The sequence below is a fragment of the Rhizobium sp. TRM96647 genome (assembly GCF_025780115.1).
Classification (GTDB): Bacteria; Pseudomonadota; Alphaproteobacteria; order Rhizobiales; family Rhizobiaceae; genus Mycoplana.
The window spans coordinates 116,915-131,425 of the sequence record NZ_JAOXHF010000012.1 but is presented as its reverse complement, the minus strand read 5'-3'; the positions used below and the strand labels follow the sequence as shown (position 1 = coordinate 131,425).

The window sequence follows — 14,511 nt, the reverse complement described above, 5'->3', positions numbered from 1 at the left end:
CGGACGGCGTCACTGCTGCTGCGGATGCAGGAGTGGCGCTGTCTCGACGATCCGGTTCGTCCAGATGTAACCGGGAAAGGGGGAGGGCAGGGCCGCCACGTCCTCCGGCCAGTCGACGCCGGCATTGGCGTCGCCGCCATAGGGGCCGAACACCACCACCTCGCTGCCGGCCTCCTGCATGCGCTGCACAAACCGGTTCGGCCAGCCCCACAACAGCCAGGCATAGTTCTGCGGCACCGGCACGATCGTGTCGCGGCAACTCTCGGGGACGAAACCGATCCAGCCGGTGGCGAGATAGCCGAGCAGGCAGGATTTGGCCGATGCGGCGGTAAATCCCGGCAGGCCGTCGATCTGCGCCAGCGCCGCCTCGGTCGGCTCGCCGCCGCCATAGACGGCCCAGATCGCCGGCCGCCAGTCCGGCCGCGCCTGCAGGAGTGCGGCGAGCGCCTCGCCTTCCTCGGCCCGTCGGCTCTTGAAATTGACGATGAAGCGGCCATCCGGAAACGCCTCAAGCACGTCGTCGAGCGTCGGCATCAGCCCGACGCCCTTGCCGCGGAAGGGGAAGGTCTTGCCGCCATCGGCAGTGTAGCCATAGCCGATGTCTAGCCCCTTGAGCACCGCCATCGAGGTCTCTTCGGTGACCCCCCTGCCGTCCGTCCGGCAGTCCAGCGTCCAGTCGTGGAAGACGGCGAATTTCTTGTCCGGCGTGAGGTGCACGTCGAGTTCGACGACGTCGGCGCCGGCGTCGAATGCGGCCCGCATGCTGTCGATGGTGTTTTCCAGATAGGCATTTTCCGGCGGCAGGATCCGTGTCGCGGTGCAGGAGTCGTTGTCGATACCGTCTGGGGAAAAGATCTGGTGGACGCCACGGTGGGCGATGAGCCGCGTCTCGCCCTCCGGCATGTCCGCAATCAGGTTCGAATTGAAGGACCACACGAGGAGGCCGCAGCCGCCGAGGAACAGAAGGACATTTCGGAACATCACTCGTCTTTCGTGATCTATGAAACACGCATGACGTGCAGCGCGAATCGGCGAAATTGCGGCAGGTGGCCTGAAATCGGCCGCCTCACGCCCGGCTAGACTTGCGTCCCTTTGCGGGCGCCTTCGCGCCGGCATTCTCACGCGCCTGTTCGAGCAGCCGCTGCATCGCCCAGATGCCGAGATCGTCGACGGTGCGCGGCTCGCTGATCAGGTAGCCCTGGTAGAGGTCGCAGCCCGCAGCCGCCAGCAGCGACATCTTGTCCGTCGTGTCGACGCCCTCGGCCACCACCTGCATGTCCTGTGCGTGGCAGAGCGCGATCAGCGCGCGCAGCGTCGGCAGCGCTGCCGCATTCGTCAGGCTCTCGACGAGCGCCCGGTCGAGTTTGATCGTCTCGGCCGGATAGTCGATGATCTGCTGGACCGAGGTGTAGCCGGCGCCGAAGTCGTCGATGGAGATGCGGAAGCCTTTCGACCGGAGCATGTCGATGTTGCGCTGCGACTGGTCGCCGAGCTTGACGGCGAAGGTCTCGGTCAGCTCGATCTCGATCGAGCGCGCCTCGAGCGCGTGCCTTGCCAGCGCGTCGCCGAATCGATCGGCGATCGACCGGTTGTAGAGCTCCGCCGAGGAGATGTTGATGCAGAGGATGGTCTCCGCGCCGAACAACTGCTTGATCCGGTGGCAATTGGTCATCGCCGTGTCGATGACCCAGGAATCGATCTTGCTGAACAGGCCGGTGGTTTCCGCGATCGGGATGAATTCGTCCGGCGTGACCCTGCCGAGCAGGGGCGACGTCCAGCGCAACAGTGCCTCGCAGGCCGTCACCTTCCCGCGGCCGTCGACGATCGGCATGAAGACGAGGTGCATCTCGTCGTCCGGGTTCATCGCCCGCAGTTCTTCCTCGATCAGCCGCTGCCGCGTCCGCGTCTCGTGCAGCGAGCGCGAATAGCGCGCCGAGCCGTTCTTGCCCTGCGCCTTGGCCTGGTACATGGCCGCATCCGCATTGGCGAGGAGTTCCGGCAGGTCGGCAGCGTCCTCCGGGAACACCGCGATCCCGATGCTGGCGGTGACCGGATAGGACTGTTCGAGCACTTCGAAGCCGCCGTCGAACAGCCGCACGATCGCCTCGGATATCTCGCTGACGGTGCCGTCGCCCGGATGCGACTGCACCATGATTGCGAACTCGTCGCCGGACAGACGCGCCACCAGCGCATCCGGCAGCACGCGGCGCTCCGTCACCGCCTTGACGCGCATCTCCAGCCGTGCTGCGAGCGTCGTCAGCAGTTCGTCGCCGACCTTGTGGCCATATTTGTCGTTGACGAACTTGAAGTTGTCGACGTCGATGAAGAGCAGCGTGCAGCCGGCACTGGAGGCGCGCGCCACCTCCAGGATCTCGGTGGAGCGAGCGTTGAAATGCGCCCGGTTGGAGATGCCGGTCAGCGTGTCGGTCCAGGACGCGGTTCGCACCAGCCCGAAGGATTCGACCGCATCGTCGTGAAGCTGCTTCATGTTCATCGAAAGCCGGCCGATCTCGCCGAGCTCCTCGACCGGCGTCAGCTCGCTGCGCTGGCCGGACATGACGTCGGTCAACTGCCGGTCGAGGCGCGCGATCGGATTGGTGATGAACCGGCGCACCAGCAGCAATACGAGGCCGATGGTGAAGAGGCTGAGGCCGATGGCCCCGACCGCGAGCAGCGCCTTCAGGTTCGTCAGCTTGTCCTCGACATGGCCCTGCTGCGGCGTCAGGCGCGCATAGAGCGCCGGGCCGAGCCTGGCGGTGGCGGACACCGCACCCGTTGCAGCCAATGGATGCGTCGAGATCTCGACCTCGGCACCGTATTCCTGCTCGAGCTTCGCCTTCATTTCGAGGAACTGGCGAGGACGCACCGCCGTCTGGATCAGGATCGAGCTGGCCTTGGCGCTGGAGACGGGGCGATTGAAGGTGTGCTGGTCAAGAAATTCCGAATGGACGATCAGCGGCTCCGCACCTTCCGGCTTCAGATAGGTCCAGTCGGAGAGCTTGGGGCTTTCGAACAGCCGCCGCGCGTGCTCGACCTGCACCTTCGGAATTTCCGCGAACGGATCGTCGCTGTTCTCATAGTAGTAGTCGATCGAAAGCGGCGGGCGGATGACGGTCAGCGAGACGAAGCGGGTCGGATCCTCCGACAGCGATCTGATGCTCTGCTGCATCATCACGCCGATGGCGTTCGAGCGGTAGCTGGCATCCGGTTCGTTGACGAACAGCCGCACCGCTGTCCCTTCGACCAGCGAATAGATCAGGCTCCTGTTCTGCGTCACGTCGTTCTGGAACACCGCATCGAGCAGGCCCAGCTGCTGCCACAGGCGCGCCCGCTCGAGCGCCCGGATGGAGTCGCTCTGGCTCATGTAGAGCAGGGTGGCCGCGACGACATAGCCTGCGAGGACGACCGGGAAGATGAGAAGGAAGGCGCGCTTACCGAGTGTCACGGAACTGGACCAGGCTGCTGATGATGCGACGGCGGGATTGCACCGAGGAAACGCTGAGTTCCTCCTGATACTGGCTCTTCGCCAAGATTTCGGGTGCGGTGTAGATTTCGGCGTTCTCCCGCATATCGGCGGGGATGAGGTCGAGGGCCGCCCGGTTCGCGGTCGGCATCTTGAGGGCGATGGCGTTGCGCGCCGCACTTTGGGCGCCGGCGATGTGGTTCAGGAGATCCAGCGCGGCTTCGCTATGCTTGGAGCGGGTGCTGATCGCCATGCAGTCGAGCCAGAAGAGCGTCCCCTCGGACGGCACGGCATAGCGCCACAGCCGCTCCTTGCCCGTCATTTCGTTCAGGACATGCTGGTCGCCGCTGTAGCCGAGCGCCATGTGCACGCCGGGGCCCACGTCCGGATTCTGGATCGAGGTGATGACGTAGTCATAGGTGAGCACGTAGGGCGCCTGCGCCTTCATCGTCTGGAAGGCCTCCCGCAGCGTCGGCTCGTCGTTGGCGTTGATCGACTTGCCGAGCAGGATCAGCGCCGGCACGAAGGCCTCGTTGTGGTCGTCGAACATGGCGATATGGCGCCGCATCGGTTCGCCGGGCTTCATCAGGTCTGCCCAGGAGGTCGGCGCCGTGGCGACGGCGTCCGACCGGTAGAGGACGCCCATGGTTCCCCAGAGATAGGGCACGCCGTAGCCGCCGCAACGCCTGGTCCAGCTTTCGTCGTACTCGCTGAGCGAGGGAAGCGTGTCGGGCGAGAGCGCCTTCAGGATGCCGCAGTCGCCGAAGAGCCTGGCGCCGTTCTCGCCGGTGACGACGAGATCGATGTCGCTGCTGGGATTGGACAGAACCTCGTCGCGCGCGTCGCCGCTGTCGTAATAGGTCTGGTGGACGTCGATGCCCGTCCGCGCCGTCCAGTCCGACAGGATCGATGGATCGATATAGGCCTGCCAGATCAGGAGATTGATCGTTCCGGCGGCCTCCGCAGGTGCCGACGTCGACAGGGCGGCCGCCGCTGCTGCCGCCATCAGCATGGATCTTCGCATCCGCAAGCCCCGCGTTGCATCAAGAAGGTCAGGATAGGCAGCAAGAATTGAGGAACTGTTACAGGGAAACCGCACGTTGCGCCTATCTCGGCTCCGGTGCGGCTTGCGTCGCGCCGGCAGATCGCTAGGCTCGCCTTCGCATCGATGCCGAGGGCAGGGGAACGACAGATGGCTTCCGACTTTTCCGCAATGCTTGGCCGCGTGATCAGGATCGGCCAGTTGCAGGTCGTCGACGCGGACGGGAGCGTGGTCACCTATGGCGACGGCACCGGCCGCCCCTTGCGCATCCGCCTTGCCGACGACGCCGTGGGGAGCGAGATCGCCGCCGACCCGGCGCTGAAGCTCGGCGAGGCCTATATGGACGGGCGGCTGGTCGTGGAGGAGGGCGACGTCTTCGAGTTGCTTTCCCTTCTGCGCCGCAACGGCATCCGCCGCGCCGCGACGCCGGGCCTCAAGGCGAAGTCGGTACTGAGGCTGCTGGCCTACCAGGTCTCCGCCCGCGTGCCCGTCAACCGCAACCGCCGCAACGTCGCCCATCACTACGATCTCGACGCGCGGCTGTTCGATCTCTTCCTCGACCATGACTGGCAGTATTCCTGTGCCTACTTCGAGCCGCGCGGCATCTCGCTGGACGAGGCGCAGACCGCCAAGAAGCGGCACATCACGGCAAAGCTCCTGCTTCAACCGGGCCAGCGGGTGCTGGAGGTCGGCTCCGGCTGGGGCGGGCTCGGCATGTACATGGCCGAAAGCTCCGGCGTCGACGTTACCGGCATCACGCTCAGCGAGGAACAGCTTGCGGTCTCGCGTGTGCGGGTCGCCGGGCGCGGCCTGTCCGATCGCGTCCGCTTCGAGTTGACCGACTATGTCGACCTGAAGGGCGAGTTCGACCGGATCGTTTCCGTCGGCATGTTCGAGCATGTCGGCCTTGCCAATTACGGCAGGTTCTTCAAGACGATGGCGCGGGTTCTTAAGAAGGAAGGCGTGTTCGTCCTGCACTATATCGGCCGGGTGAAGCCGGCCCGCGCCATCAATCCGTGGATCGAGAAATACATCTTTCCCGGCGGCTACCTGCCGGCCCTGTCGGAGGTGCTGCCGTCGATCGAGCGCGCCGGCTTCCTCGTCAAGGACATCGAGATGCTGCCGATGCACTATGCCTGGACGCTGAAGGCCTGGCGCGAGCGCTTCGTCGCCCGCTGGGACGACGCGGCCAGGCTCTACGACGAGCGTTTCTGCCGCATGTGGGAGTTCTATCTCGCCGCCATGGAGGCCGCCTTCCGCCACGATCGCCTGCCGATCATCCAGCTCCAGCTCGCTCGCCACCAGGACGCCGTGCCCTACGCCCGCGACTATATCGGCGAGGCCGAGACCCGGCTACGCGCCTTTGAAGCCGCCCGCCCGCCGCTGGATCCGGTGCAGTTCTGACTTTCCTGGCTTGCGATATCCTGTGGACCCCGCCCGGTCCGGCGATTGGCGGGCGGGCGGTGGCGCACTATGGTCGCCGCCCGCCGCAGCGTTTGACCGGCAACGGCCGTCATCGTCTGCGCGCAATCATCGCATAGGAGACGTTCATGGCCGCCACCCCGCTCAAGATCGCCAACATGATCGCCGCCGAGATCAAGGCGAGTGCCGCGCAGGTCACCGCCGCCGTGGGGCTTCTGGACGAGGGGGCCACCGTGCCCTTCATCGCCCGCTACCGCAAGGAAGTGACCGGCGGGCTCGACGATACCCAGTTGCGCACGCTCTCCGAACGACTCGTCTATCTGCGCGAACTGGAAGCCCGCCGCGCCGCGATCCTCGATACGATCGCCGGCCAGGGCAAGCTCACCGACGAGCTTTCCGCCAAGATCGCCGCTGTCTCCACCAAGGCCGAGCTCGAGGACATCTACCTGCCCTTCAAGCCCAAGCGCCGCACCAAGGCGGAGATCGCGCGCGAGCGCGGGCTCGGGCCGCTGGCCGAGCAGATCCTTGCCGAACGCGAAAAGGTGCCTGCGGAGCTTGCCGCCGGCTTCCTCTCCGCCGACGTGCCCGATGCCAAGACAGCACTCGAGGGTGCGCGCGACATCGTCGCCGAACAGATCACCGAGAATGCCGATCTTCTCAAGCGGCTGCGAGAGTACATGAAGGACAATGCCTGGCTGCGCTCGCGCGTCGTCGACGGCAAGAAGGAGGCGGGCGCCAAGTTCTCCGATTATTTCGAGCACACCGAGCGCTGGTCCGGCGTCCCGAGCCATCGGGCGCTCGCCATGCTGCGCGGCTGGAACGAGGAGGTGCTGTCGGTCGATATCGTCGTCGACCTCGACAACACCGATGCCGTCAAGCCCGTGGAGCGCATCATCGCGTCCTTCTATGCACTCGGCCAGAAGCCGGGCGACAAGTGGCTTTCTGACGTCATCGGCTGGACTTGGCGGGTGAAGCTCTCCATGTCGCTGTCGCTCGACCTGATGCGCGAGATGCGCGAGCGCTCGGAGGAAGAAGCGATCCGCGTCTTCGCCCGCAACCTCAAGGACCTGCTGCTCGCAGCCCCCGCCGGCACCCGCGCCACCATGGGCCTCGATCCGGGCATCCGCACCGGCGTCAAGGTGGCGGTCGTCGACAACACCGGCAAACTGCTGGAGACGACGACGGTCTATCCCTTCCCGCCGAAGAACGATATCCGCGGCACCCAGGCCGAACTCGCCGCCCTTGTCCGCAAGCACAAGGTCGAGCTGATCGCCATCGGCAACGGCACCGGCAGCCGCGAGACGGAGAAGCTGGTCGCCGACATGCTGGCGCAACTGCCGGCGCCGAAGCCGACCAAGGTGATCGTGTCCGAGGCCGGCGCCTCGGTCTATTCGGCCTCGGAAACCGCGGCCGCCGAGTTCCCGAACCTCGACGTCTCGCTGCGCGGCGCCGTCTCCATCGCCCGCCGCCTGCAGGATCCGCTGGCCGAACTCGTCAAGATCGAGCCGAAGTCGATCGGCGTCGGCCAGTACCAGCACGACGTCGACCAGGGCCGGCTGTCGCGCTCGCTCGACGCCGTGGTCGAGGATGCGGTGAACGCCGTCGGCGTCGATCTCAACACGGCGTCGCCGCCGCTGCTCGCCCGCGTTTCCGGCCTCGGCAGGTCGTCGGCCGATGCGATCGTCGCCCATCGCGATGCCAACGGCCCGTTCCAGAGCCGGCAGGAACTGTTGAAGGTCTCCCGCCTCGGCGCGCGCACCTTCGAGCAATGCGCCGGCTTCCTGCGCATCCCGAACGGCAGGGAGCCGCTGGATGCCTCCTCCGTCCATCCCGAAGCCTATGGCGTGGCCAAGAAGATCGTCGCCGCCTGTGGCCGCGACGTGCGCGCCCTGATGGGCGACAGCGCGGCACTGAAGACGCTCGACCCGAAGCTCTTCGTCGACGATCGCTTCGGTCTGCCGACGGTGAAGGACATCCTGGCCGAGCTGGAGAAGCCCGGCCGCGACCCGCGCCCGGAGTTCCGGACCGCGACCTTTGCCGACGGCGTCGACGACATCAAGGACCTCAAGCCCGGCATGCTGCTGGAGGGCACGGTGACGAACGTCGCCGCCTTCGGTGCCTTCGTTGACATCGGCGTCCATCAGGACGGGCTCGTCCACGTCTCCCAGCTCGCCGACCGTTTCGTCAAGGATCCGCACGAGGTGGTCAAGGCCGGCGACGTGGTGAAGGTGCGGGTGACGGAGGTGGACGTGCCGCGCAAGCGCATCGGCCTTTCCATGCGCAAGGACGGCGGCGCGCCCGCCGCCCGCGACAACGGCCCGCGCAACGATCGCAACCAGCCGGCAAAGCCGAAGTCCGGCCAGCCGGCGCCCAGGCAGCAGGCGCCTGCGCAAGGCGCGTTCGGCGCGGCGCTGGCCGAGGCGATGAAGCGGAAATAAGCCCAAGTTTCCCTAATGGCTGCCGACAGAAATCGTCGTTTGCCCTGATCGAATCCATCACCGATAGTCGCGGTGTGGGCGGGCTCAAACGAACCGGTGATGCCAGGCAGGCCGGTGTCCGACAGACAGGAAATTTGACATGACGATTACGATTTCACGCCGGCAGGCCATGGCCGGCGCACTCTTTGCCATTCCCGCGGTGTCCGCGCTTTCGGCCGGCGCCAGCGCCGCCGCCGGCGGCAATTTGGAAGCGCGGCTTGCCGAACTGGAAGCCAGGCATGATGGCCGCATCGGCGTTGCCATACTAAATCTCGCGACGGGCGCCCGGCTCGGCCACAGGACTGATGAGCGCTTCCTGATGTGCAGCACCTTCAAGGCGCTGCTGGCGGGACATATCCTCGCCCGGGTGGACCGGGAGGAGGAAACGCTGGACCGGCGTATCGTCGTTCGCGAGGCGGACCTCGTGGACTGGGCGCCGGTGGTGGAGAAGAACGTTGGCGCAAGAGGCATTTCGATTGCCGAGCTTTGCGAGGCGACGATCACGCTCAGCGACAACGCCGCCGCCAACCTGCTGCTTGCGGCCTCCGGCGGGCCGCAGGCGGTCACCGGCTTCCTGCGCGGCTTCGGGGACGGTGTGACGCGCCTCGACCGCACCGAGCCGACCCTCAACTACCACGAGAGCCCGGACGACGAGCGCGACACCACGACACCGGCCACTATGGTGGAGACGCTGCGCAAGCTGATCTTCGCCGACGTGCTGTCGGCGCGCTCGAAGGCGCAGCTCGCGGCCTGGCTGGTGATGAACAAGACGGGCGACACGCGGCTGCGGGCCGGCTTCCCGGCCGGCTGGATGACGGGCGACAAGACCGGCACGAACGGTGACACGGCCGGCAACGCCAATGACGTCGCCGTGGCCTGGTCGCCGGATCGCGGCGCCGTCATCGTTGCGGCCTTCTGCGAAATGCCGGGCATTTCCGGCGACGAGCGCAATGCTGTCATCGCCGAGATCGGGCGCATCGCGGCCGAAGTCTGATCTGCGGGAGCGCCGCTGCCGTCGCGGCGGCGTCCCGTTCAGCGCAACGCCAGCCGCATCACCACCCGGTTGGAGGAGGGCCGGTCGATGGCGTGAAAGCCGGCCCGACGGAACAGCGCCTCGGTCCCCACCTGCCGGTCGGCGTTGCCCGTCCGGCCAGTGAGCGGAAATCCCTCGATCGCGGTGGCGCCGCTTTGCCGGGCGAGCTCGACGGCTGCGGCCAGCAGCAGTCCGGAGATCGCCTGGCCCCTTCGCTCCGGCCGGACGAACAGGCACGGGACGAGCCAGACCGCGGCGTCCTCCGCCCTGTCGGTGGCCTTCAGCGTCGGCGTCTTCACCGCGCGGGCATAGCGCGCCCGCGGCCCGGCGGCCACCCAGCCGACCGGTTCGTCGTCGTCGAAAGCAAGGAGACCGAGCGGCAGCGGCGAGGTCTCGCCGAGTGCCGCGAACGCGGCCTTGTTCGCCGCCGCGCCGCCGGCATGGAAGTCCTTCACCCGGCGGATGAACCACATGCACCAGCAATGGGCAGCCGAGCGTTCGCCGGAAAGAAGCCGGCCGAAGGCTTCCATATCGCGCTGCATGTCGTGCTGCGCCAGCGGGCGTACCTGCATCGTCGTCCGTCGCTCCGTCTTCGTCGCACGAAGTCTGACCGAAGGCGGGCATGATGACCAGCCCGGCCGCCGGCGGCAGCGATCCCGTCGCGACCCGCGCCGCGCTGCATCGCTTGCCGAACCGCCCCGCCGGGGGTAAGGCTTTGCCCATGCAGTGGACCGATGAGGCAATCGTGCTCGGCGTGCGCCGCCATGGCGAGACATCCGTCATCGCGGAGATGATGACGCGCAGCCATGGCCGCCATCTCGGCGTGATCCGCTCCGGGCGCTCGCGCACCATGCAGCCGGTGCTCCAACCCGGCAACACGGTGGAGGCGACCTGGCGCGCCCGCCTCGACGAGCACATCGGCGAGTATCGCGTCGAGCCGCTGGAACTGCGGGCGGGCAGGCTGATGGAGGCGGCGATCGCCGTCTATGGCGTGCAGGCGATGGCGGCACTCCTGCGCTTCCTGCCTGAGCGCGATCCGCATCCGCACCTCTTTGAAATGTTAGGCGTGATCCTGGAGCACCTCGAAGATCCCGCCGATGCCGGCGAACTTTTCGTCCGCTTCGAGCTGGCGGTGCTGGAGGATCTCGGCTTCGGTCTCGATCTCGCCCGCTGTGCTGCGACCGGCGAGGCGGACGACCTCGTCTTCGTCTCGCCGAAATCGGGCCGGGCCGTCTGCCGTACCGCCGGCGCCCCCTGGGCCGACCGGATGCTGGCGCTGCCGGTCTTCCTCGGCGCGGGTGGCAGCAGCGCCGCCGACGGTCAGGCGCTCTCCGACGGCTTCCGGCTGACCGCCTATTTTCTCAACCGGCACGTCTGCGAGCCGCGTGGGCTTGCGCTTTCGAGCGCCCGCGACGGCTTCGTCCAGGCGACGCTCAAGGCGCTTGCCGCCGCCAATCCACCGGAGACCGTTTCATGAATGTCGAACTCTATCCGGGCCTTGCCGTCTCGGGCATAGGCACGCTGCCGCTCGACGTGGTCGCGCGCGACGGCGGGCTGAAGGTGATGCAGGCGATGCTTGAGGGGCTGCTTCCGGCGCCGCCGATGGCGCAGACGCTGAAGTTCGGCATGACCGAGGTCGAGGAGGGCAGGGTGGTCTTCAAGGGCCTGCCGGACGAAACCCACCTCAACCCGCTCGGCACCGTCCATGGCGGCTGGACGGCGACGATCATGGATTCGGCGCTCGGCTGCGCCGTGTTCTCGGCGATCAGTCCGGGCGAGGCCTATACGACGGTCGAGTTCAAGGTGAACCTCGTGCGCCCGGTGCTGCCGGGAATGGGCGAGGTGACGTGCGAGGGCCGGCTGGTGCATCGCGGCCGCACCATCGCCACCTCCGAGGCCTGGCTGCGCGACGGCGCCGGCAAGCTGCTCGCCCACGGCACCGAGACCTGCGCGATCTTCCCGATCGCCAATCTCATGCGCTGATCGCAATCCATTTTAAAAAGCCGGCATGCGGGTTAGGGTTGTGCCGGATCGTCCGGGGCAGGGCGACAGGCAAGCGCTGGCGGAAGGATCAGGCGGAGAGATATGGCGGAAATACTGGCTCTGGTCGCCATCGTACTCGCGATCGCCGCGATGAACAGGAATGGCAAGAACACGGCGAAACTCACTGAAGAGATTCGCAAACTTCGCCAGGAACTCGACACGATCAGGGCCGGCGGCCCCGTGTCCGCCGCGCGTCCCGCCGAGGGCGGCGAGGCGGTCGCGTCGGCGGTCGCGGAAGCGAGCCCGGGCGACGTGGATGAGGCGACCGCCGAGCCGCCGTTCCCAAGCCCGTGGTTGCGCGGGCGTGCAACGGCGGGCGAGGCCGGGAGCGCTACGGAGACGACGACGCCCGAAGCTGCCGCTGCCGGTGCCGAAGCGCTCGCCGCCACTGCAACCCCGCCGGAGCGTGAGAGCCTGGAAAGCCGGATCGGCGCGCGCTGGGCGGTCTGGGTCGGTGGGCTGGCGCTCGCGCTCGGCGGCGTCTTCATGGTCAAGTATGCGGTCGAAAGCGGCGTCCTGAGCCCGGCCGTCCGGCTGGCGCTGGCGGCCCTGTTCGGCCTCGTGCTCGTGGCGGCCGGCGAGGTCATCCGCAGGCGCGGGCAGCCGGCGCAAGCCGTCCCCTTCGGCAACGCGATGATCCCCGGCGTGCTGACCGCGGCCGGCGCGCTGACGCTGTTCGGCGTCACCTATGCCGCCCACGGCTTCTACGGCTTTATCGGCGCGCCCCTGTCATTCCTGACGCTGGCGGCCATCGCGCTGGCGACGATCGCGCTGTCGCTGCTGCACGGGCAGGCGCTCGCCGGCCTCGGCCTGCTCGGCTCGATGGCGACGCCGCTTCTCGTCTCCACCGCCGAACCCGATCCCTGGCGCCTGTTCGCCTATCTTTCGATCGCCTGGCTTGCGACGGCGGCAGCCTCGCGCCTGCGCCGCTGGCGGGCCGTGCCGGCGCTCGCCAACGTCGCCATCGGCCTGTGGGCGCTGATCTACCTCGCCGCGGCCGAGCCCATCGAGACGCTTCCGGTGACGCTGGCGCTCCTCGTCATGCTGGCCGGTGCAGCACTGCTCTGGCCGGGCGGCGGCACTGATGTCGCCGCGGCGACAGACCGCGCCGCCGGCGCGGGCAGTGAGACCGCGGTGCCGGACGGGGAAGCCGGGCACACCGCCGCCGCCGTCGCAGACGGGATCCCCGCAACCGCCGCGCCCGGCGCCGGGAGCAGCAGTGCCGTATCCCGCTGGCGGCGGGTGCTGGCGCCCGCCTTCCTGTCCGTCTCCCTCAGTGCAGCGCTGGCCGTGTCCGTCCCGGCCATCGTGCTCGCCTTCCTGCACCCTTTGCCGCTCTCCGCTGCGGCGGCCTTCGTGGCCCTGGTCCTGGCGCTGGCCGCCCTCGGGGCAGGGCGGTCGTGGGCGCTCTATCCCGCCGTCCTCGGCAATCTCTGCGCCCTGGCCGGAACGATGGTGCTGGCGGGGATCTCCGGCCGGCTGGCGCTCGGGGCGCTGGTCGCGCTGCCCGGGCAGCCGGATTTCGATACCGCGGTGCCGGTCGCCGCAGGCGCCGGCCCGGTCGACCTGATCCTGCTTCTGGCCGCGGGCCTGTCTGTGGCCGGCGGCGGCGCGATCTGGCTGTGGAAGGACAGGGCGCCCGCCCATGCGTCGCTCGGCGGCGTGCTGATGGCTGTCTTCCCGGCCGCGATTGCCACGGTCAGTTTCCTCGCCTTCGGCAACCTCACCTTCGACCTGCGGCACGGCCTGTTCGCGCTGGTGCTGGGGCTCGCCTATCTGGGCGGGGCGGAGGTCCATTCCCGGAGCGTTCCGGAAGGCCGCGCACCGGTACCGCAATGGACGCTCGTGGCGGGCGGCTTCGCCTTTCTCGTGCTCGCGCTCTTTGCATGGACGGACGGGCTGGCGACGACGCTGCTCGTCGCCTTCCTCGGCTTCGCCATGGTGCTTGCGACGCGGGTGCGGCCGTGGGCGGTTCTGCCCTGGATGATGGCGGGTGCCGCCCTTGTCGTCGCCGTCCGCATCGGCTGGGAGCCGACGATCGTCGGCGCTGCGAACCTGTCGAAGACGCCGGTCTTCAACCAGTTGCTGCCCGGCTACGGCGTTCCGGCGCTGCTGCTTGCTGGGGCGGCCTGGCAGCTTCGTCGCTGGCCCGGCGAGCGGGTGCGAAACCTGCTGCAGGCGCTGGCCTGCCTGTTCGTCCTGCTGGCCGTCGCCATCCTCGTCCGCCACGCCATGAACGGCGGCGTGCTCGACAGCGCGGCCCCGACGCTCGGCGAGCAGGCGATCTATACGCTTCTCGCCGCCGGCGCCTCCGCCGTCCTGATGACCTTCGACCTGAAGCAGCCGAGCCCGGTCTTCCGCTACGGGTCGATGGTCATAGGCGTGCTGTCGATGCTGTCGATCCTGTCGGCGCACTTCTTCGCGCTCAATCCCTATTTCAGCGGCGAACTGACCGGCCGCTGGCCGTTCTTCAACCTGCTCCTCATCGGCTACCTGCTGCCCGGTCTCGCCTTTGCCGGCCTTGCCTGGTATGCGCGCGGCAGGCGCCCGGCAGCCTATGTGACGCTGCTGGCGCTGACCGGCGCCCTGCTCGTCTTCGCCTGGGTGACGCTGTCGGTCCGCCGCTACTGGCACGGGGAAGGCATCGCCAGCTGGAAGGGCTTTCTCGAGGGCGAGACCTATACCTACTCGGTCGTCTGGCTGCTGCTTGGCGTGGCGTTGCTGGCGCTCGGTTCGCGCTTTGCGGCCAGGAGCTTGCGCCTGGCCTCGGCGGCGCTGGTGCTGATCGCCGTGGTCAAGGTGTTCCTGGTCGATATGTCCAACCTGCAGGGCATCCTGCGCGCGCTCTCCTTCATCGGCCTCGGCGCCGTCCTGATCGGCATCGGCCTGTTCTACCAGCGGATCCTGTCGACAGGCACGGGCAACGGGACATCGCGCCAGCCGGCGCCGCCCCCGCAGTAGCACACGCGCCCTGTTCCGGCCGGCGCCGAAATCGGCTAGAGCATGTTGCGCAACGACACACGAGGATCAG

The 14,511-nt window shown here is 67.8% G+C and carries 10 protein-coding genes; 6 read left to right on the top strand and 4 right to left on the bottom strand.

Translation table 11 applies throughout. The features are described 5' to 3' along the window. Window positions 1-9: 9 nt before the first annotated feature. The 3 genes from OCK02_RS20130 to OCK02_RS20120 form a co-directional block, all read right to left on the bottom strand. Window positions 10-981: a glycerophosphodiester phosphodiesterase family protein gene (locus OCK02_RS20130; RefSeq protein WP_263814576.1), complete on the bottom strand. Its 972-nt coding sequence runs from the start codon at window positions 979-981 to the stop codon at window positions 10-12. A gap of 85 nt (window positions 982-1,066) precedes the next feature. Continuing rightward, the gene (locus OCK02_RS20125) at window positions 1,067-3,445 is read right to left on the bottom strand and encodes a putative bifunctional diguanylate cyclase/phosphodiesterase (protein WP_263814575.1); all 2,379 of its coding nucleotides are present in this window, start codon (window positions 3,443-3,445) and stop codon (window positions 1,067-1,069) included. Next, window positions 3,432-4,475 carry a spermidine/putrescine ABC transporter substrate-binding protein gene (locus tag OCK02_RS20120; RefSeq protein WP_263814574.1) on the bottom strand — a complete coding sequence of 348 codons (1,044 nt, stop codon included), beginning with the start codon at window positions 4,473-4,475 and terminating at the stop codon, window positions 3,432-3,434. Before OCK02_RS20120 ends, OCK02_RS20125 begins: the two co-directional genes overlap by 14 nt. A gap of 180 nt (window positions 4,476-4,655) precedes the next feature. Here OCK02_RS20120 and OCK02_RS20115 point away from each other — a divergent pair, with 180 nt between their 5' ends. The 3 genes from OCK02_RS20115 to bla all read left to right on the top strand — a co-directional run bounded on the left by OCK02_RS20115 (window position 4,656) and on the right by bla (window position 9,398). Then, window positions 4,656-5,909, top strand: a complete 1,254-nt coding sequence (locus OCK02_RS20115) for an SAM-dependent methyltransferase (protein ID WP_263814573.1) — start codon at window positions 4,656-4,658, stop codon at window positions 5,907-5,909. A gap of 146 nt (window positions 5,910-6,055) precedes the next feature. Next, window positions 6,056-8,365 (top strand): Tex family protein, encoded by a 2,310-nt coding sequence (locus tag OCK02_RS20110; RefSeq protein WP_263814572.1) that lies wholly within the window; start codon window positions 6,056-6,058, stop codon window positions 8,363-8,365. A 139-nt stretch (window positions 8,366-8,504) separates the two neighbouring features. Next, entirely contained in the window at window positions 8,505-9,398 is an 894-nt protein-coding gene (gene bla, locus OCK02_RS20105; RefSeq protein WP_263814571.1) for a BKC/GPC family carbapenem-hydrolyzing class A beta-lactamase, read from the top strand. A 38-nt stretch (window positions 9,399-9,436) separates the two neighbouring features. Here bla and OCK02_RS20100 read toward each other — a convergent pair whose 3' ends face one another. Further along, complete coding sequence (locus tag OCK02_RS20100) at window positions 9,437-10,009, bottom strand: GNAT family N-acetyltransferase (protein WP_263814570.1); 573 nt, start codon at window positions 10,007-10,009, stop codon at window positions 9,437-9,439. Window positions 10,010-10,158: 149 nt separating this feature from the next. Here OCK02_RS20100 and recO point away from each other — a divergent pair, with 149 nt between their 5' ends. From recO to OCK02_RS20085, 3 genes are all read left to right on the top strand, one after another. Then, window positions 10,159-10,914 (top strand): DNA repair protein RecO, encoded by a 756-nt coding sequence (gene recO / locus OCK02_RS20095; protein WP_263814635.1) that lies wholly within the window; start codon window positions 10,159-10,161, stop codon window positions 10,912-10,914. Beyond that, window positions 10,911-11,420, top strand: coding sequence for a PaaI family thioesterase (locus OCK02_RS20090; RefSeq protein WP_230803393.1), 510 nt, complete (start codon window positions 10,911-10,913; stop codon window positions 11,418-11,420). Before recO ends, OCK02_RS20090 begins: the two co-directional genes overlap by 4 nt. A gap of 102 nt (window positions 11,421-11,522) precedes the next feature. Continuing rightward, the gene (locus OCK02_RS20085) at window positions 11,523-14,441 is read left to right on the top strand and encodes a DUF2339 domain-containing protein (protein WP_263814569.1); all 2,919 of its coding nucleotides are present in this window, start codon (window positions 11,523-11,525) and stop codon (window positions 14,439-14,441) included. Window positions 14,442-14,511: the final 70 nt, after the last annotated feature.

Coding starts and splice junctions, on each gene's coding strand:
- OCK02_RS20115 (WP_263814573.1), top strand. CDS start 4,656: ATGGCTTCCGACTTTTCCGCAATGCTTGGCCGCGTGATCAGGATCGGC.
- bla (WP_263814571.1), top strand. CDS start 8,505: ATGACGATTACGATTTCACGCCGGCAGGCCATGGCCGGCGCACTCTTT.
- OCK02_RS20100 (WP_263814570.1), bottom strand. CDS start 10,009: ATGCAGGTACGCCCGCTGGCGCAGCACGACATGCAGCGCGATATGGAA.
- recO (WP_263814635.1), top strand. CDS start 10,159: ATGCAGTGGACCGATGAGGCAATCGTGCTCGGCGTGCGCCGCCATGGC.
- OCK02_RS20130 (WP_263814576.1), bottom strand. CDS start 981: ATGTTCCGAAATGTCCTTCTGTTCCTCGGCGGCTGCGGCCTCCTCGTG.
- OCK02_RS20085 (WP_263814569.1), top strand. CDS start 11,523: ATGGCGGAAATACTGGCTCTGGTCGCCATCGTACTCGCGATCGCCGCG.
- OCK02_RS20110 (WP_263814572.1), top strand. CDS start 6,056: ATGGCCGCCACCCCGCTCAAGATCGCCAACATGATCGCCGCCGAGATC.
- OCK02_RS20090 (WP_230803393.1), top strand. CDS start 10,911: ATGAATGTCGAACTCTATCCGGGCCTTGCCGTCTCGGGCATAGGCACG.
- OCK02_RS20120 (WP_263814574.1), bottom strand. CDS start 4,475: ATGCTGATGGCGGCAGCAGCGGCGGCCGCCCTGTCGACGTCGGCACCT.